This is a genomic window from Streptomyces tricolor (assembly GCF_002155905.1).
Taxonomy (GTDB): domain Bacteria; phylum Actinomycetota; class Actinomycetes; order Streptomycetales; family Streptomycetaceae; genus Streptomyces; species Streptomyces tricolor.
In genome coordinates, this window is record NZ_MUMF01000344.1 from 1 (window position 1) to 17,689 (window position 17,689).

Below are 17,689 nucleotides of genomic sequence, written 5' to 3' on the forward strand. Positions count from 1 at the left end.
TTCGGGTCCTTCGGGTCCTTGGGGTCCTTGGGGTCCTTCGGGTCCTTCGGGTCCCACTTCGGGTCCTTCTTGTGGTGGTCCCAGTAGTCCCACTTCTTGTGGGTGTCCCAGCAGTAGTACTTCTTGTGCTTGTGCTCGACGTAGAAGACCTTGTGGCCCGGGTCCCAGTGATATTCCTTGTTGTGGCCCCAGCAGCTGTACTTCTTCTTCTTGCTCCACTTGTGCTTCTTGTCCCAGCAGTACTTCTTCTTCTTGTTCTTCCCGCGCTCGGCGACAGAGGCGACGGTCGCCTCGGCCGTCGGAGCCGCCAGCGCGGTCGTGGCGGGAAGGATCACACCGCCCGTGGCGATGGTGGCCGCGGCCACCATGGCTCCGGCGCTGATGCGACGCTTGGAACCGCTCTTCTTCCGGATCGAACGAGTCATGGCTTGCTCCCACTGGTAGTGATCGACGCCTGATCGGCGTCCGGTGCCTCGTGTTCTCTCCGGTGTCCCGGTGAGGCCCGCACTTCCAGTAGGCGGGGTACGCCCCGGCGGGGTCATGCTCCGAGGACTCGTGGCTTGACCCCGCCGGGAAGGAGTGGTAGCGCTCTACGGCCGCAGCGCCGGCTCCCGCTCCGCGTCCCGTACGTCCAGCTTCGCGTCGTACTCGGCCAGGGGCCTGGCCTGGGCCACGGCGGACGGGGAGAGGCCCGCCCACTTCAGGATGCGGGCCGTGGCCAGTGACTTCTCGTCGGCCACCAGGCCCGCCACGTTCGCGCCGTGGTTCATGCCGGGGGCGGTGAGGACGTAGGAGTCACGGGCGCCCGCGCCGAGGCGGAAGCGTTCCGAGCCCCACGGGTCGTTCTGGCCGTAGACGAAGAGCATGTGCGTGGCGTGGTGGCGGACCCAGGTGTCCACGTCGCGCATGGCGTCCGGCTGGAAGCGCATCGGGATGGATCGGGGGACGAAGTTGCGCGGCGGCTGGTAGCCGTAGCGGATCAACTTCCGTTCGATGTGCGGGAAGTGGATGGTCGGGGCGCCCAACTGGGTGCCCGCCTGGTAGTAGTACGGCGTGTACGTCTCCAGGCCCTGGTCGGTGTAGGCGGAGAAGCCCGAGACGGTGTCGATCGACTCCCAGATCTCGTCGTCCGTCGCGGTGGCCGCGGGCGCCGGGATGGTGTCGCAGTCCTTCAGCAGGCTGTACTGCCAGAAGCCCCAGACGTAGTCCAGGACGACCGCCTCGTACGCCTTGTCCAGGCCGCCGATGGTGGTGAAGGTGTACCCCTTCTCCGCCGCGTACGCCTCGTACTTCTTCTTCAGCGGCTCCCGGCGCACCAGCGCCTCCCGCTGGACCGCGTTCAGCCGGTCCCGGCACTCCTCGGTGCCCACCCGGGCGAAGAAGCGGTCGTAGGCCGAGTCCTCGTTGTTCACCACGTCGTTGGGGGCGACGTAGGCCACCACGCCGTCCATGTCGTGCGGGTAGAAGCGCTCGTAGTAGGTGGCCGTCATGCCGCCCTTGGAGCCGCCGGTGGCCAGCCAGTTGGCGGAGTAGAGCGGCTTCAGCGCCTGGTACACGCGGTGCTGGTCGCTGGCCGCCTGCCAGATGTCGAGCTTGGACCAGTCGGCCGGGGCGGGGCGGGACGGGGTGAAGAAGCGGTACTCCAGGGAGACCTGGTTGCCGTCCACGATCTGGGTGGGCTCGCGGCGCGAGGGGGTCGTGGAGACGTTGTAGCCGCTGGTGTAGAAGACCGTGGGGCGGGCCGTGTCCTTGTGCAGCACCGTGATGCGCTGCTGGAACGTGCCCCGGTCGGGGTGGCGGTGGTCGACCGGCTGGGTGTAGTTCAGGACGAAGTAGCGGTAGCCGGGGTACGGCTTCTCCTGGATCAGACTCATGCCGGGTATCGACAGGATCCGGTCCTTGATGTCGGTGGGCTCGGGCTCGGCGGCGGTGGCCGCGCCGGCCGCCGTGCTCAGCGTGCCCATGAAGACCGTGAGCGCCAGCAGCCATCTGAGCGCCTTGCGCATGCGCACTCTCCCCTGTGAGACAGATGTGCGCCGGAAGTTATCCCAGCAACTGCCGTCCCACCAGAGGGAATTGAGTGCTCCGCAGTCAGGACCGCCTGTGGCTCAGCACAGGATCCAGCCGGAGCTGACCGAATATCTGCCCACCGAGCCCTTGATCCACACACAGCGGCGGCCGGCGTGCACGGTCACCGGGCCGGCGTGCTGCCGGAAGCGGCCCTTGTCGACGACGGGCCGGTTGCCCCGGGCCTGGACGCTGACCGACATGGTGCGCAGGGGGCCGGGTGTCCTGGCCACGGTGACGGCACAGATGTAGCCGTTGCGCTTGTAGACGTGGGTGACGCCCGTCTTGAACGGCAGCGTCTTCACCTCGCGCCCGGCGCACCCGCCGGCCGGGCCGGCGGCCTGCGCGGTCCCCGTCGCCGTGAGCGCGAACGCCCCGGAGACGGCCAGCACGGCCGCAGCGAGCGCCAGTCGCCGGCGCGGTCGTCGGCGTATCGCACCACTGTCCACTGTCGTCCTCCCCGTACCCGGTCACACTCCCCCGTGCCCGTACTGATGTACGGACGCACGGGTGTGTCGGATGGTTGCACGACCGTCAGCGAGACGGACCACCGCCCCACCGGACCCGGCCGCCCCGGGGGCCTCAGCGGGAGGCGCCCACCGGCTCCTCGGGCTCGGACTGGCCGACGAAGGTCCGCCACAGCCGGGCGTACCGACCGCCGCGGGCCAGCAGCTCCTCGTGGGTGCCGTCCTCCGCGACCCGGCCGCGGTCCATCACCACCACCCGGTCCGCCCGCGCGGCCGTGGTGAGCCGGTGCGCGACGACGAGCGTGGTCCGGCGGCCCGCCAGGCGGTCGGTGGCCTGGTTGACCTGCGCCTCGGTGGCCAGGTCCAGAGCGGCCGTGGCCTCGTCCAGCAGCAGGATGTCCGGGTCGACCAGTTCGGCGCGGGCGAGGGCGATGAGCTGGCGCTGGCCCGCCGAGAGGTTGCGGCCACGCTCGGCGACCTCGTGCAGATAGCCGCCGTCCAGGGTGGCGATCATCTCGTGCGCGCCGACCGCGCGGGCCGCCGCCTCCACCTCGGCGTCGGTGGCGTCGGGACGGCCGTAGGCGATCGCGTCGCGGACGGTGCCCGGGAAGAGGTACGCCTCCTGCGGTACGACGCCGAGCCGGTGCCGGTACGAGGTGAGGTCCAGGGCGCGCAGATCCGTGCCGTCGACCGTGACCCGCCCGGCCGTCGGGTCGTAGAAGCGGGCGACCAGCTTGACCAGCGTGGACTTGCCGGCGCCGGTCTCGCCGACGAAGGCCACCGTCTGGCCGGCCGGGATCGTCAGGTCGATGCCCGTCAGGGCCTCCTCCTCGTCGCCGTACGCGAAGTGCACGTCCTCGAAGGCGATGTCACCGCGCAGGGACAGCACCTCCAGCGGCTCGTCGGCGGTCCTGGTGGAGGTCGGCTCGCGCAGCAGCTCCTGGATGCGGCCGAGCGAGACCGCGGACTGCTGGTAGCCGTCGAAGACCTGGGAGAGCTGCTGGACCGGCGCGAAGAACAGGTCGATGTAGAGCAGGTACGCCACCAGGGCGCCCGTCGTCAGGGTGGCCGCCTCGACCCGGCCGGCGCCCGCGATCAGCACGGCCGCCGCGGCGACCGAGGCCAGCAGCTGCACGAACGGGAAGTAGAGGGATATCAGCCACTGGCCGTGGATGCGGGCGCTCCGGTAGCCGTCGCTGCGCTCGGCGAACCGCCGCCCGCCGTCCCGCTCCCGCCGGAAGGCCTGCACGATCCGCAGCCCGGCCACGGTCTCCTGGAGGTCGGCGTTGACCGCGGAGACCCGCTCGCGGGCGAGTTCGTACGCCTTCACGCTCGCCCGGCGGAAGAAGACGGTGGCGACGATCAGCGGGGGCAGGGTCGCGAAGACGACGAGCGCGAGCTGGAGGTCGATCACCAGCAGGGCGACCATGATCCCGAAGAAGGTGACGACCGAGACGAAGGCGGTGACCAGGCCGGTCTGCAGGAAGGTGGAGAGCGCGTCGACGTCCGTGGTCATCCGGGTCATGATCCGGCCGGTCAGCTCGCGCTCGTAGTAGTCCAGGCCGAGCCGCTGGAGCTGCGCGAAGATCTTCAGCCGCAGCGCGTACAGCACGCGCTCGCCGGTACGGCCGGTCATCCGGGTCTCGCCGATCTGCGCGGCCCACTGCACGAGCACGGTCAGCAGGGCGAGCAGGGAGGCCGACCAGACCGCCCCGATCGCCGCCTGCGTCACACCGGAGTCGATGCCGTGCCGGATCAGCACCGGCAGCAGCAGGCCGGTGCCGGCGTCCACGGCGACCAGCAGCAGGCTGACGAGCAGGGGCAGCCCGAAGCCGCGCAGCAGGCGGCGCAGGCCGTAGGAGTCCTCGGGCTGGACCGCGCGGGCCTCGTCGATGTCGGGGGTGTCGGTGGCCGGGGGCAGCGCCTCCACCTGGGCGAGGAGTTCGGGGGTGGCCGGGGTGCCGGCCATCGCCAGGTCCTTGGGTTCGCGGTCGCCGGTCCACAGCCGGGGGGTGACGCCCCGCTCGGCGTCGAACTCGGCGTCCAGCTCGTCCCGGACGGAGGTGTCCTCGGCGGGCTCGGCCGGGCGGGCGTGGCCCGGGGAGACGCCGCCCAGCTCGTCGGGGTCGGTGAGCAGCCGGCGGTAGAGGGCCGAGCGGCGCTGGAGTTCCTCGTGGGTGCCGAGGTCGGCGAGCCGGCCGCCGTCGAGCACGGCGATGCGGTCGGCGAGGTTCAGGGTGGACCGGCGGTGGGCGATGAGCAGGGTCGTACGGCCCCGCATGACCTGCTTCAGCGCCTCGTGGATCTCGTGCTCGACCCGGGCGTCCACGGCCGAGGTGGCGTCGTCCAGGACCAGCAGGCGCGGGTCGGTGAGCAGGGCGCGGGCGAGCGCGATGCGCTGGCGCTGGCCGCCGGAGAGGGTGAGGCCGTGCTCGCCGACCTTGGTGTCGTAGCCGTCGGGCAGCTCCCGGATGAATCGATCCGCCTGGGCGGCGCGGGCGGCGGCCTCGATCTCCTCCTGGCCGGCGTCGGGGCGGCCGTAGGCGATGTTCGCGCGGACGGTGTCGGAGAAGAGGAACGAATCTTCCGGGACCAGTCCGATGGCGGCCCGCAACGAGTCCAGGGTCAGCTCGCGGACGTCGTGGCCGCCGATCAGGACGGCGCCGTGGGTGACGTCGTAGAAGCGCGGCAGGAGCAGGGAGAGGGTGGACTTGCCGGAGCCGGAGGAGCCGACGACGGCGAGGGTCTCGCCGGGCCGGATCTCGAAGCTGAGGCCCTCCAGGACGGGGCGCTCGTGGGCGTAGCCGAAGGAGACGTCGTCGAACTCGACGGTCGCCGGCGCGTCGGCGGGCAGCGTCTTGGTGCCGTCCTTCAGCGTCGGCTCGGTGTCGATGAGTTCCAGGACGCGCTCGGTGCCGGCCCGGGCCTGCTGGCCGACGGTGAGGACCACCGCGAGCATGCGGACCGGGCCGACCAGCTGGGCCAGGTAGGTGGAGAAGGCCACGAAGGTGCCGAGCGTGATGTGACCGCGCACGGCGAGCCAGCCGCCGAGGGCCAGCATGGCGACCTGGCCCAGCGCCGGGACGGCCTGGAGGGCCGGGGTGTACCGGCTGTTCAGGCGGATCGTGCGCAGCCGGCCCGCGAACAGCCGGCGGCCGACCTCGCGCAGCTTGCCGGTCTCCTGGTCCTCCTGCCCGAAGCCCTTCACCACGCGCACGCCGCTGACCGCGCCGTCGACCACCCCGGCCACGGCGGCGGCCTGGGCCTGGGCGTACCAGGTGGCGGGGTGCAGCCTGCTGCGGCTGCGCGTGGCGATCCAGCCGAGGGCGGGGGCGACGGCCAGGGCGACCAGGGTCAGCGGCAGCGACAGCCACGCCATGATCACCAGGGAGATCAGGAAGAGCAGGACGTTCCCGATGGTCATCGGGAGCATGAAGAGCAGGCCCTGGATCAGCTGGAGGTCGCTGGTGGCGCGGCCGACGACCTGGCCGGTGGACAGCTCGTCCTGGCGGCGGCCGTCCAGCCGGGTGATGGTGCCGTACATCTCGGTGCGCAGGTCGTGCTGGACGTCCAGGGCCAGCCGTCCCCCGTAGAAGCGGCGGACGTAGGTGAGGCCGTAGACGAGGACCGCGGCGGCTATGAGGGCGCCGGCCCAGGGGGCCATGGCCCGGCTGTGGTCGCCGATCACATCGTCGATGATCACCTTGGTGATCAGGGGGACCACGGCCATGACGGCCATGCCGGCGAGGGAGGAGCCGAGGGCGAGGACGACGTCCTTCGGATATCGCCAGGCGTAGCCCGCCAGACGCCGTGCCCATCCCCGTTGTCCCGCCACGCCGGTGCCTCCTGATGTCGGCCTGCTCTACCGCAAGGCACCAACGCGCTCGGGGTGCGATTTCATCCCGCCTTAACAATCGCCGGGTGCGGTGCCCTGGCGGGTGCGGTTCCCTGGCGGGTTCGGGGCCGCCGTGGTCCCGGGCGCGCCCCGGTCGGCCGGCCCGCTCGGCGTCAGACGCGTACCCGGAGGTGGAAGAAGCGTGTCGTCTGGGCCGGGTTCTGGTTGTCGTCGCTGACCAGGAGGACCTTCAGGCGGCCGGTGCGGTCCCGCCCGGTGATCGTCATGCCCTCGATGTTGTCCAGGAGGGGGTTCGGCTGGGGCTGCTTGGCGGTGGCGCCCAGGGAGGGGCAGTCGGCGAGGTCGGCGAGCAGGGTCTTCCTGATCGGGCGTACCTCGCGCTGCCCCGTCAGGTGCTCGACGCCGCTGGTGTCCGTGGCGTGGCGGAGGTCGGCCAGGTAGAGGCGGACCGTGTTGCCGACGCCCGCGGTGAAGCCGCGCTCCAGGACGAGGAGGCGGCCGTCGGGGGTGGCCCGGACCTCGGGGACGCCGAGGCCGGCGTCGGTGCGGTAGGCGTACTGGGCGGCGAGCGCGAAGCGGCCCCGGTGGCGGTCCCAGGTCTGGAAGCGGACGGTCCCGGTGGCATCGCCGGAGAGCGCGTACTCCATGGACGCCAGCAGGGTGCGACCGCCGGGCAGCAGGGTCAGGCCCTCGAAGGTCTGGTTGGCGGTCGCGCGGCCGGCCGGGGCGACCCGGAGGGCGGACGGCACCGGAAGCCGGTCGAGGACCGTCCCGTCGCGGGAATGGCGGCGGACGGACGGCTCGGTCTCGGAGCTGACCAGGCGGGTGCCGTCACCGAGGGCGGCAAGGCCCTCGGCGTCGAGGTCGGCGCCCTGCTCGTCGGTGAGGCGGACGACCGCCGTCGGCCGGAGGGTGCGGGCGTCCAGGCGGAACAGGGCCGAGCGGTCCGACAGGGCGGCGAGGGAGCCGTCCCGGTCCACGGCGAGGGCGGAGAGGTTGCCGACGAAGGTGCCGTCGTACGTCGTCTTGTCGAGCGCGTCGGAGAAGCGGTCGATGGACACGGCGGACGAACAGGCGTGCTGGGCCGGGGCGGCGGCACCGGCGGGCCCGGCGGCGGTCAGGCAGGTGGCCGCCGCCAGGCCGGCGGTGAGGAGGGCGAGTACGGTTCTCGGGCGCATGGCCGTCACCGTAGAACCGGTCGGTGACGTGCGGGAGACCGTCCCGTGAAGCGTCAGCCCTGCGGCGGGACGGCGACGAACGCCTCGCGCGGCTGGCTGGTCGGGGTGTAGCGGGTGACGCCGGAGGTGGTCGGCACCAGGTCCTTGTGGATCGCCTTGGCGACGTTCTGGATGGTGGTCACGCCGTAGTTCATGGTGCTGTTGTCCTGCGTCAGCACGGTGATCATGTAGTCGTGGCCGGCGCCCTTGAAGGTGCCCAGGCTGTGCACCCGCCAGCCGTGCGTGGAGCGCTGCAGCCAGCCGTTCTTGACGTGCACGGAGACGGAGGACGGCGCACCGGCCGGGGTGCCCCAGCGCTGCGAGGAGACGACCTGGCCCATCAGCTTGAGGATGTAGGCGCGGGAGTTGTCGCTCAGCACGCTGTTCTTGGCGGTGACGAGCTTGAGGAGCTTCTGCTCGTCGGTGACGTTCACCTGGGTCAGGCCCCAGTAGCCGCCCGTGCCGGGCACGGTCTTGGTCATGCCGGCCGCGGCCAGGAAGCCCTTGATCTTCGTCATGCCGAGCTGCTTCCAGAGCTTGCTGGTCGCGGCGTTGTCGGACTGGGTGATCATGGCCTTGGCGAGCGACTGCTCGGTGGTCGTCAGGTAGCGGTTGTGCTTCTTCGCGTCCCACAGCAGCGCGGCGAGCACGGTGACCTTGACGGTGCTGGCCGAGTCGAAGGAGCTGGTGGCCCGCAGGGTGCAGGTCGTCTTGGTGCTGCGGTCGTACAGGCCGATGGCGACGGTGCCCTTGCGGTTCGCGAGGGCGGCCGTGATGTCCTTCTTCAGCTTGGCGGCCAGCCCCGTCTTGGCGGACGTGCAGGTCACGGCGGGCGCGGCCGCGGCGGCCGGCGTGGCGGCGGCCACGGTCGGTATGAGCAGCGCGGCACTGACGGCAGCCGCGAGCGCGCCGGTCCGGCCGAATGTCCGGTGAGTCATGGAAAGTTCCCCTTGGAAGTCGTACGGGCGTCCCCCTGAACGCCGTTGAGCGCACCCGTGCGCTGCCTGACTGGACTCGCCACGGCGCTCGAAAGTTGTACGCCCGTTCGAGGAACCGCAGTTCCTCACCCGACTCTCACCGACCCACACACCGACCCCGGTCCCCCCGTCCGCCCGGCACCCCGCTGGTCGCTCCCGGCGCGGCACCACCGGCAGCGTCTGCCCCGAGGTCACGGCGTGGGTCCAGAAGAACGGGACCGTGGTGGAGGAGAGCGCGTACGGCAAGGACGCCGCGTCGAAGGAGACTTCGGCCTCCTCCACCACCGGTCGTCGGCGGTCTGCCGCTCGACGTCGTCGTCAGTGGGCTAGTTGGGCGGATCGAGGGAGAAGACGGAGCGGACCCCGGGGGCTGCGGCTATGCGCTCGTTGATGCCCCACAGCCGGCCCGAGGAGGGTGCCCAGGAGAGGTTCTGGATGAGGGGCGGGCCGTAGGTGAGGACGTGCGGTGAGGTGCCGGGCTTGGCCCAGTGGATGCAGTACGGGAGGTCGGCGGTGGCCGAGTCGTCGGGATCGCGGTCGGCGTACTCGGGGCAGGTGCCGCTGAAGTAGAAGTACGTCCCGTCGGTCGCCGTGCCCTGGACCGCCCAGACCGGGGTGCGGTAGCCGGCGGTGGCGTGGACGCTGCCCCGGTAGTTGGTGGTGCCGTCGGTGTCGAGCAGCGCGTCCGTGCTGTTCAGCGGCCAGCGGACGACCGGCGCGCCGCCCGTCGAGCGGCGGAACTCGGTGGTGATCAGCGCGTCCGTACCGGTGCGGTCGAGGCTGAGGGAGTTCATGCACGGGTTGAGGTCCGTACAGGGGTCGCCCTTGGCTCCGTTGGCGTACAGGCCGATCATGGGCAGGGCGTAGTTGTGCCAGCGGGCCGAGGACTTGCCGCCGCTGATGCCGACCGACTCCTGGCCGTTGCCCGACATGCGCCAGAGGTGGCGCAGGTCGTAGACCTGGATCTGGTGTCCGCTGGCCACGAAGAGCTTGTTGCCGTACCAGGAGATCCCGTCGGCGTGGCCGGCGAGCGGGGTGCCGGCCTTGCCGACGGCGCGGAAGTTCGCCGTGGTGTCGGTCTCCCAGTAGGGGTCGACCAGCATGATGTGGTTGTAGATCGTGGAGTCGCCGCCGTCGTTGTCCACGACGGAGATCCGGGCGAACTCGTCGGAACCGGTGTTCCGGCTGTGCCAGGAGGCTATGTACACGTACTTGTTCAGCCAGGTGCCGCCGGGCTGGGCGTCGTGCGAGCCGGTGATGCCCTGGGGCACCCACTCGCCGGTCGTGTCGTCGTCCCGGTTCCAGCAGAAGCCGTCGACGCGGTACGAGGTGTTGAGGTTCTGGTTGCCGTGGCAGAGGTACGGATAGCCGGTGTGACCGTTACCGCTGAGCAGGGGCGACAGCGAGTCGTACGCGGTCACGGCGCCGCTCGCCTCGATGGCGTCGATGGCCCGCCAGCGGCTCTCGAAGTCCCCGGCCACCAGTGACATCCTGCCCGGGTCGGAGATCGGGTCCAGGGTGCTGGCCGCGGCGGCGGGCTGGGCCCGGACCAGCATGAGGAACAGCAACCCGAAGGTGAGCCCGACCGCCAGGTGAACACGGGGCAGCCGAGGTCTGGTTGAAATGCTCATGCTGGCGAGGATAGGCACCGGAGGGACGCCTGCGGTCCGACTAGTCCTACTTCTTCCCTCACACCGGCGAAGGCGGGCCGTCTCCCGGGCGTGTCCCGCGGGGCGGCCCGCACCCTGGCGATGCCCGGCGCACCGCTGCTGCCGGGCATCCCGACTCCCTCCCTGGAGAGCCCCATGAAGCAGCTCCGCTCCTGGACGCTGGCCGCCGCCCTCGCTCTGACCGCCGTACTCCTGCCCGCCCAGACCGCGTCGGCCCGTGCCGCCCAGCCCGCCTGTCCCGACGGCTCCGTCTGCTTCTGGAGCGGTGAGGGCTTCCGCGGGTCCTACTGGGAATGGACGGCCCGCAGCGGCTACCGCGACCTGCCGCCGAGCCTCCACGACCACGTGGGCTCCTTCGTCGCCTCGACCCGAGCCTGCTTCATCAACTGGGGTCCGGTGGAGAAGCGCGACGTGTTCAACGGCGACTGGCGCTCGCGCTACCTCGGCGACTTCGGCGGGCGGATGGACGGGGTGGGGCCGGGCGGCTGCTGAGCCGCCGGGGCGTTCGCCTGATTCCGGAAACCGTACGGTGCGGACGGCGTAGAGTGACCGGTGACGTGCGCTGCACTCATCCGCGGCACGGGGAAGACGGGGGAAGGCCGCGGATGCGTCAGGGCCCGTCAGCGCGGTGAGGTCTGGCCCCGGCTGCCACCGGAGCCAGACCGCAGTGCATGCGCCGGGTGGGTCCGGCCGAGTTGAGGCCGGTCGGACTCGCCTCGCCATCGGCGAAGTCGTTCCCTTCGGCCCGAACCCCCTCCGCGTCGTCGCCCTACTTCGCGAGCGCCTGCACACACACCGCGACAAGGGGGGCCACTGGCGTCAGAATCGCGACCGTGACCCGCACCCACCGGGGAAGCGGTTCCGGCTCGCGCTCTGTGGTGCCACGCCTTCTCCTTGCCATGCCCGTGCTCCTCTCGCCGTAGCGTCCCGCGATGCGGGATCCGGCCCTGGCGGACCGGAGCACTGGACGGCGATCGAAGCACCAGCGACACAGAGCATACTGGCCGCCCACGGGCGAGTCGGCACCTTCCGGCCATCAAGTCCCGGGAAACACAGAGAAGTTCCTCCCTGCCCAGCGATTCAGGCCTCGAAGTCGTACTCCAGGACGTAGACCGACGAGTCCAGCACCATCTCGTTGACCTCGACCACGAGCCCTTCGGCGTCGAAGGCCGTACGCGCGATCAGCACAACCGGCACACCCGCCGGGAGAGCCAGCCGCTCGGCTTCCTCCCGGCTGGGCATCCGGGACCGGATCTCCTCCCGGAACCGGACGGGCCCGTGCCCCAGCTCCGCGAGCCGTGCGTACGTGCCGCCGGGCCCGGTCTCCGGCTGGGCGATCGGTGTGCCCGCGACGATGTCTGCCGGCAGATAGGACGTGGACAGCAGCACCGGCTTGCCGTCGAGCACGAAGCGGCGCCGCCGGACACACGCGGACGCGCCCTCGCCGAGCCCCATGACCGCCGCCACGGCAGCGGGTGCCGGCTCTTCCGTCACCTCGACCGAGTCGACCGCCAGTTCCCGGTCCCCGATGTCGGCCGACCAGATGGAGCGCCCCTCGGCCCATTGCGTCCGCGCGAGCCGCTCGATCCCCCGGCGCCGGATGGGCCTGAAGTCCCGGACGAACACGCCGGCCCCCTTACGGGCTTCTGCGATGCCCTCCGCCTGGAGCACGCCCAGCGCCTGCCGCGCCGTCATCCGGGCGACACCGTGTTCGGCCATCAGGTCGTTCTCACCGGGCAGCCGGTCCCCCGGACCGTACCGACCGGCCTCGACCGCCGCGCGGAGTTCCGCAGCGATCCGCTGGTACTTGGGCTGCCGCCCCGTCTCCCGGCTGCTCATCCTGACCTCTCCTCCGATCATCTCTAGACATCCTAGGCATCAGAGGTCTCGCAGCCGCAGCCAGGCGGCTTCCGAATTCGACCACGAGGCATCACATCTCTAGAGATGCAGCCCCGCGCCAGCCGCCTATCGCCTCGGAGGTCCCGTCATGATCGAAGCCCAGTGGCGCTTACCCCACGGTCCGCGCAGCGCCGGACGCGCCCGCGCGCTCCTCCGGACGCAGCTCACCGAATGGAAGATCGACGCTGAAGTCGCCGATACAGCTGAGTTGTTGCTCTCGGAACTGATGAGCAACGCCATCCGGCACGCCCGCACGCCGCCCGGCCGGGAGATCGGCGTGCGTCTCGCCCAGTACGACGGCCGACTGCGCGTGGAGGTAGCCGACGCCAATTGCGCCCGGCCGCTGCCGAGAAAGGCGGAGGCCGACGACGAGCAGGGCCGCGGACTCGCCATCATCAGCGCCCTCGCGGTGCGTTGGGGCTGCTGCCCCCGTCGGCACGGCATCGGCAAGGCGACCTGGGCCGAACTGCTGCTGCCGCTCCCTGGTCAGCCCAGGTGCGTCGGTGCGAACATCCGCAGGAGCGCCGGGAGGACGACCACCGAGGGGCCGGGGGTGGACAGTGCCTTGCGCAGGTCGTCCTCCAGGGTCTCCGGGGTCGTGCGGACGCCCGGTACGCCGAAGGACTCCGCCAGGGCCACGTAGTCCGGGCGGTGCAGTTCCGTGGCCGTCGGCCGGCCGAAGGCGTCCGTCATGTACTCGCGGAGGATGCCGTAGCCGCCGTCGTCGATGATCAGCCAGGTGACGGGCAGGTCGTACTGCTTCGCCGTCGCCAGCTCCGCGATCGAGTACAGGGCGCCGCCGTCGCCGGACACGGCGAGCACCGGGCGGGTCGGGTCCGCCGTCGCCGCGCCCAGGGCCGCCGGGAAGCCGTAGCCGAGGCCGCCCGCGCCCTGGGCCGAGTGCATGGTGTTGGGGCCCTGGGCGTCGAAGGCCGACCAGGCCCAGTACGCCAGGATCGTCATGTCCCAGAAGGACGGGGAGTCGGCGGGCAGGGCGCGCCGGACCGACGCCAGCACCTGCTGCTCCAGGGTCAGGTCCTGGGACGCGATACGGGCGGCGACCTTCGCGAGCAGGTCCCGGACCCGCTCGGGCGCGGAGGCGTCCGTGCGCCGCTCCACCGTCTCCAGCAGGGCCGCCAGGGCCAGGCGGGCGTCCGCGTGGATGCCGACGGCCGGGTGGTTGGACTCCAGCTTGCCGAGGTCGGCCTCGATCTGGACGACCCGGCCGCGGGGCTGGAACGTGTGGTAGTTCGAGGAGAGTTCGCCCAGGCCCGAGCCGACCACCAGGAGGACGTCGGCGTCCTCCAGGAAGTCCGTCGTGTGCCGGTCCTCCAGCCAGGACTGCATCGACAGGGGGTGCTCCCACGGGAACGCGCCCTTGCCGCCGAAGGTCGTCACGACCGGCGCCTGGAGCTTCTCGGCCAGCGCCTTCAGCTTGCCCGAGGCGTCCGCGCGGATCACCCCGCCGCCCGCGATGATCGCCGGGCGGGCCGCCTTCGAGAGCAGGTCGGCCGCCAGCGCGGTGAGTTCGGGGCGCGGGACCAGGTCGTCCGGGGTCGCGTCCATCGCCGTCACCACCGGGAGCGAGGTCTCGGCCAGCAGGACGTCCTGCGGGATCTCCACCCACACCGGGCCGTGCGGGGCGGTCAGGGCCGATTTCCAGGCCGCCGCGATCGCGGAGGGGATCTGGGACTGGCTGCGGACCGTGTGGACCGACTTGACGACACCTCGGAACGAGGCCGACTGGTCCGGGAGTTCGTGCAGGTAGCCGTGGCGCCCGCCGCCCAGGCCCGCCGTCGGGATCTGGCTGCTGATCGCCAGCACCGGCGCGCTCGCCGCCGCCGCCTCCTGGAGAGCGGCCAGCGAGGTCAGCGCGCCCGGTCCCGTCGACAGCAGCAGCGGGGCCGCCTCTCCGGTGATCCTGCCGTACGCGTCCGCAGCGAAGCCCGCGTTGTTCTCCACCCGCAGGCCGACGTACCGCAGCGTCGAGCGGCGCAGCGCGTCGAACATGCCGAGGGCGTGCTGGCCGGGCAGGCCGAAGACCGTGGTGGCGCCGAGCCCGGCCAGCGTCTCCACGACCAGGTCTCCGCCGTTGCGCCCCGGGGGAGGGTTCAGGGCGGCGGTGATCTGCGCCGGCGTCGGGCGGAGTACCAGGTCGTGGTCGTGGGTCACTTCGCTTCCGCGTCCTTCCGGGCCGCCGCGATCTGGCGGCTCATGATGGTGGTCAGTTCGTACGCCGTGTGCGAGGCCGCGACCGAGGTGATCTCCGCGTGGTCGTACGCCGGGGCGACCTCGACGACGTCGGCCGAGACCAGGTTGCAGGAGGCCAGGCCGCGCAGGATCTCCAGCAGCTCGCGGGAGGTCATGCCGCCCGCCTCGGGGGTGCCGGTGCCGGGCGCGTGGGCCGGGTCGAGGCAGTCGATGTCGATGGAGATGTACAGCGGGCGGTCGCCGATGCGCTGGCGCAGCTGGTCGGCGATCTCGTCGGCGCCCCGGCGGTAGACGTCCGCGGAGGTGACGATGCCGAAGCCCATCTTCTCGTCGTCGGTCAGGTCCTGCTTGCCGTACAGCGGGCCGCGGGTGCCGACGTGGGAGAGGGCGGAGGTGTCGAGGATGCCCTCCTCCACCGCGCGGCGGAACGGGGTGCCGTGGGTGTACTCGGCGCCGAAGTAGGTGTCCCAGGTGTCCAGGTGGGCGTCGAAGTGGAGCAGGGCCACCGGGCCGTGCTTCTTCGCCACCGAGCGCAGCAGCGGCAGGGCGATGGTGTGGTCGCCGCCGAGGGTCATCAGGCGGGCACCGGTGCCGAGGAGGTCGTCGGCCGCCGCCTCGATCGTCTCGACGGCCTCGTTGATGTTGAACGGGTTCACGGCGATGTCGCCGCCGTCCGCGACCTGGGCCAGGGCGAAGGGGGAGGCGTCCTGCGCCGGGTTGTACGGGCGCAGCAGCCGGGACGCCTCGCGGATGGCGTTGCCGCCGAAGCGGGCGCCCGGCCGGTACGAGACGCCGGAGTCGAACGGCACGCCCACCACGGCGACGTCGGCGGTGCCGACCTCGTCCAGGCGGGGCAGCCGGGCGAAGGTCGCGGGTCCGGCGTACCGCGGGATGCGCGAGGAGTCGACGGGGCCGCGGGGCGTCTCGTTGCTGCTCATAGTGAATTGCCTTCTTTCTTGCGCTTCGTCGCGCATGTACTGCTATCCATACGACTCTACTGGTGAGCCGGGACCGGTTCGGACGCGAGTTCGGGGGTTCGGCCGGCGAGGCGCTCGCGCCAGGCGGCGAGGACCGCCTCGTCGGTGGGCCTGGTCACCAGGGAGCCGGCGACGTAGGCCACGAGGGAGGCCAGCAGGCCGTAGTAGACGGGTTCGTTGGCGAGGATGCCGTAGCCGGCCATCAGGCCGATGACGGCGAGGCCGCCGACGACGACGGAGGCCAGCGCGCCCTGGGCCGTGCCGCGCTTCCACAGCAGGCCGCCGAGGATGGGCACGAGCAGGCCGCCGACGAGCAGGTTGTAGGCGACGGTGAGCGCCTCGACCACGTTGTTCAGCGCGATCGCCGTGCCGATCACGGCCAGGCCCATGATCAGGATGAAGGCGCGGTTGCCCTTGACCTCGTCGTGTTCCGCGCCGTCCCGTCGGACGGCACCGCGCAGCCGGGACCAGATGTCGTTGTTGGCGACCGTGGCGCAGGCGATCAGGGCGCCGGAGGACGTCGACATCACGGCGGCCAGGGCGGCGGCGAGGACGAGGCCGCGGACGCCGATCGGGAGTTCGTCCTTGACGATGGTGGCGAAGGCGTCGTCGGCGCTGCCCAGCTCGGGGTAGAGCACCTTGGCGGCGGTGCCGATCACCGCGCCGGCCAGGGCGTAGGCCAGACAGTAGGTGCCGGCCACCGTGCCGCCCCACTTGGCGGTGCGGTCGCTGCGGGCGGTGAACACGCGCTGCCAGATGTCCTGGCCGATCAGCATGCCGAAGGTGTAGATCAGGACGTAGGTGAAGATCGTCTCGCCGCCGATGCCCAGCGGGTCGAAGTACCCGGTCGGCAGCTCGGCCTTCATCTCGGCGAAGCCGCCCGCCTTGACGACCGCGATCGGCAGCAGGAGCAGCAGCACGCCGATGGTCTTGACGACGAACTGGACCATGTCGGTCAGGGTGATCGACCACATGCCGCCGAGGGTCGAGTAGGCGACGACGATCGAGCCGCCGAGGACGATCGCGACCGTGCGGTTCAGGTCGAACAGCACGTCGAAGATCGTGGCGTAGGCGATGGTGGAGGTCACCGCGAGCATGAGGGTGTACGCCCACATGACCACGCCCGAGATCACTCCGGCCCGTCCGCCGTAGCGCAGGTCGAGCATCTCGGAGACGGTGTAGACCTTCAGCCGGGCGATCCGGGCCGAGAAGAGGACGGACAGGGCGAGCAGGCCGAGGCCGATGGTGAAGACCATCCAGGCGCCGGAGAGGCCGTACTGGTAGCCGAGGCCCACCCCGCCGATGGTGGACGCGCCGCCGAGGACGATCGCCGCCATGGTGCCGGAGTACATCGCGGGCCCGAGGCGCCGGCCGGCCACCAGGAACTCGCTCTTGGACTTGGCGCGGCGCATGCCCCACCAGCCCATCGCCAGCATGCCGACGAGATAGACGACGATCACTGTGTAGTCGACGGCCATGGGCGGCCCTCCTTCGCGCACTGTCCGGTGGCGTGTCGTGCAGGTTCTCCGGGATGGTCGGCAGCGGCTCGCGGGGACATCCGCCCGTACCCGCGGCTGCCGTGCTCACTTGACAGTAGGTGGCCGGAAAGCGACTGCGAAGTGTACGTTTCATCCATCTGCACGGGGCGGGATGGAGGGAATACACACCATGCCGGAGACGATCACCCCAGCGGTCCCACCGACCCCGCCGGTGCCGCTCCAGGCGCTGCTGGCCCGCGAGGACCTGGCCCTGCGGCAGATCGCCGGCCCGGCGGACCCGCAGACCGTGATCCACTGGGCGCACACCTCGGAGATGGCCGACCCGTACCCGTACCTGCTCGGCGGCGAGCTGCTGCTGACCGCCGGGGTGCACGTCCCGGAGGCGGCCGGTACGGGCACCTACTTCGACGACTACGTCGGCCGGATCGTGGCGGCGGGCGGCGCGGCCCTCGGCTTCGGGCTGGCCCCGGTGCACGACACGGTCCCGCGCGCCCTGGTCGCCGCCTGCGACCGGTACGGCCTGCCGCTGCTGGAGGTCCCGCCGCAGACCACGTTCTCCGGCGTGGCCCGCGCGGTGTGGCAGCTGATGGCGCAGGCCCGGCTGGCCGAGCTGCGCCGGGTCACCGAGGCCCAGCAGAGCCTGGCGGCAGCCGCCTCCCGGCCGGACCCGGTGCCCGCGGTACTGCCGGGTCCGTACAGCACCGCCCGGCCGCCCAGGCGCTGGGCCAGCTGGCGCAGTACCGCGGGCACCGGGTCCGGCCGGGAGGCGGCTGCCGCCAGGCTCTGCTGGGCCTCGGTGACCCGGCGCAGCTCGGCCAGCCGGGCCTGCGCCATCAGCTGCCACACCGC

The 17,689-nt window shown here is 71.6% G+C and carries 13 protein-coding genes and 1 pseudogene; 3 read left to right on the top strand and 11 right to left on the bottom strand.

Translation table 11 applies throughout. From position 1 onward, the window contains the following. The 7 genes from CCN44_RS44510 to CCN44_RS24045 form a co-directional block, all read right to left on the bottom strand. Positions 1-425 (bottom strand): hypothetical protein (locus tag CCN44_RS44510; protein ID WP_208639827.1); only part of this gene is annotated, 425 nt, incomplete at its 3' end. A gap of 165 nt (positions 426-590) precedes the next feature. Then, on the bottom strand, positions 591-2,006 hold the full coding sequence (locus tag CCN44_RS24020; protein ID WP_086699443.1) for a S28 family serine protease: 1,416 nt from the start codon (positions 2,004-2,006) through the stop codon (positions 591-593). A gap of 102 nt (positions 2,007-2,108) precedes the next feature. Continuing rightward, positions 2,109-2,516 carry a hypothetical protein gene (locus CCN44_RS24025; RefSeq protein WP_059249675.1) on the bottom strand — a complete coding sequence of 136 codons (408 nt, stop codon included), beginning with the start codon at positions 2,514-2,516 and terminating at the stop codon, positions 2,109-2,111. A 133-nt stretch (positions 2,517-2,649) separates the two neighbouring features. Continuing rightward, positions 2,650-6,369: an ABC transporter ATP-binding protein gene (locus CCN44_RS24030; protein ID WP_086699445.1), complete on the bottom strand. Its 3,720-nt coding sequence runs from the start codon at positions 6,367-6,369 to the stop codon at positions 2,650-2,652. 173 nt (positions 6,370-6,542) lie between these two features. Beyond that, positions 6,543-7,568: an esterase-like activity of phytase family protein gene (locus tag CCN44_RS24035; protein ID WP_086699449.1), complete on the bottom strand. Its 1,026-nt coding sequence runs from the start codon at positions 7,566-7,568 to the stop codon at positions 6,543-6,545. A 53-nt stretch (positions 7,569-7,621) separates the two neighbouring features. Next, positions 7,622-8,545, bottom strand: coding sequence for a serine hydrolase (locus CCN44_RS24040; RefSeq protein WP_059249678.1), 924 nt, complete (start codon positions 8,543-8,545; stop codon positions 7,622-7,624). A gap of 365 nt (positions 8,546-8,910) precedes the next feature. Further along, positions 8,911-10,215, bottom strand: coding sequence for a hypothetical protein (locus CCN44_RS24045; RefSeq protein WP_237481759.1), 1,305 nt, complete (start codon positions 10,213-10,215; stop codon positions 8,911-8,913). A gap of 120 nt (positions 10,216-10,335) precedes the next feature. On the opposite strand from CCN44_RS24045, the gene CCN44_RS24050 reads away from it, so the two are divergent. Beyond that, positions 10,336-10,746, top strand: a complete 411-nt coding sequence (locus tag CCN44_RS24050; RefSeq protein WP_244203954.1) for a peptidase inhibitor family I36 protein — start codon at positions 10,336-10,338, stop codon at positions 10,744-10,746. A gap of 588 nt (positions 10,747-11,334) precedes the next feature. Here the strand turns inward: CCN44_RS24050 and CCN44_RS24055 are convergent. Continuing rightward, positions 11,335-12,093 carry a GntR family transcriptional regulator gene (locus CCN44_RS24055; RefSeq protein ID WP_059249680.1) on the bottom strand — a complete coding sequence of 253 codons (759 nt, stop codon included), beginning with the start codon at positions 12,091-12,093 and terminating at the stop codon, positions 11,335-11,337. 148 nt (positions 12,094-12,241) lie between these two features. Here CCN44_RS24055 and CCN44_RS24060 point away from each other — a divergent pair. Beyond that, positions 12,242-12,550 (top strand): annotated as a pseudogene (locus tag CCN44_RS24060) (ATP-binding protein); the annotation flags it as partial. Positions 12,551-12,639: 89 nt separating this feature from the next. Here the strand turns inward: CCN44_RS24060 and CCN44_RS24065 are convergent. The 3 genes from CCN44_RS24065 to CCN44_RS24075 are packed head-to-tail and all read right to left on the bottom strand — an operon-like array spanning position 12,640 to position 16,819. Continuing rightward, positions 12,640-14,325, bottom strand: a complete 1,686-nt coding sequence (locus CCN44_RS24065; protein ID WP_059249682.1) for a thiamine pyrophosphate-binding protein — start codon at positions 14,323-14,325, stop codon at positions 12,640-12,642. Beyond that, positions 14,322-15,302, bottom strand: coding sequence for an agmatinase (gene speB / locus CCN44_RS24070; protein WP_030782388.1), 981 nt, complete (start codon positions 15,300-15,302; stop codon positions 14,322-14,324). Before speB ends, CCN44_RS24065 begins: the two co-directional genes overlap by 4 nt. A gap of 56 nt (positions 15,303-15,358) precedes the next feature. Beyond that, positions 15,359-16,819 carry a sodium:solute symporter family protein gene (locus tag CCN44_RS24075; RefSeq protein ID WP_059249683.1) on the bottom strand — a complete coding sequence of 487 codons (1,461 nt, stop codon included), beginning with the start codon at positions 16,817-16,819 and terminating at the stop codon, positions 15,359-15,361. 190 nt (positions 16,820-17,009) lie between these two features. Between CCN44_RS24075 and CCN44_RS24080 the strand changes: the two genes are divergently transcribed. Beyond that, positions 17,010-17,689: PucR family transcriptional regulator ligand-binding domain-containing protein (locus tag CCN44_RS24080; protein WP_244203955.1), on the top strand; the 680-nt coding region annotated here is incomplete at its 3' end.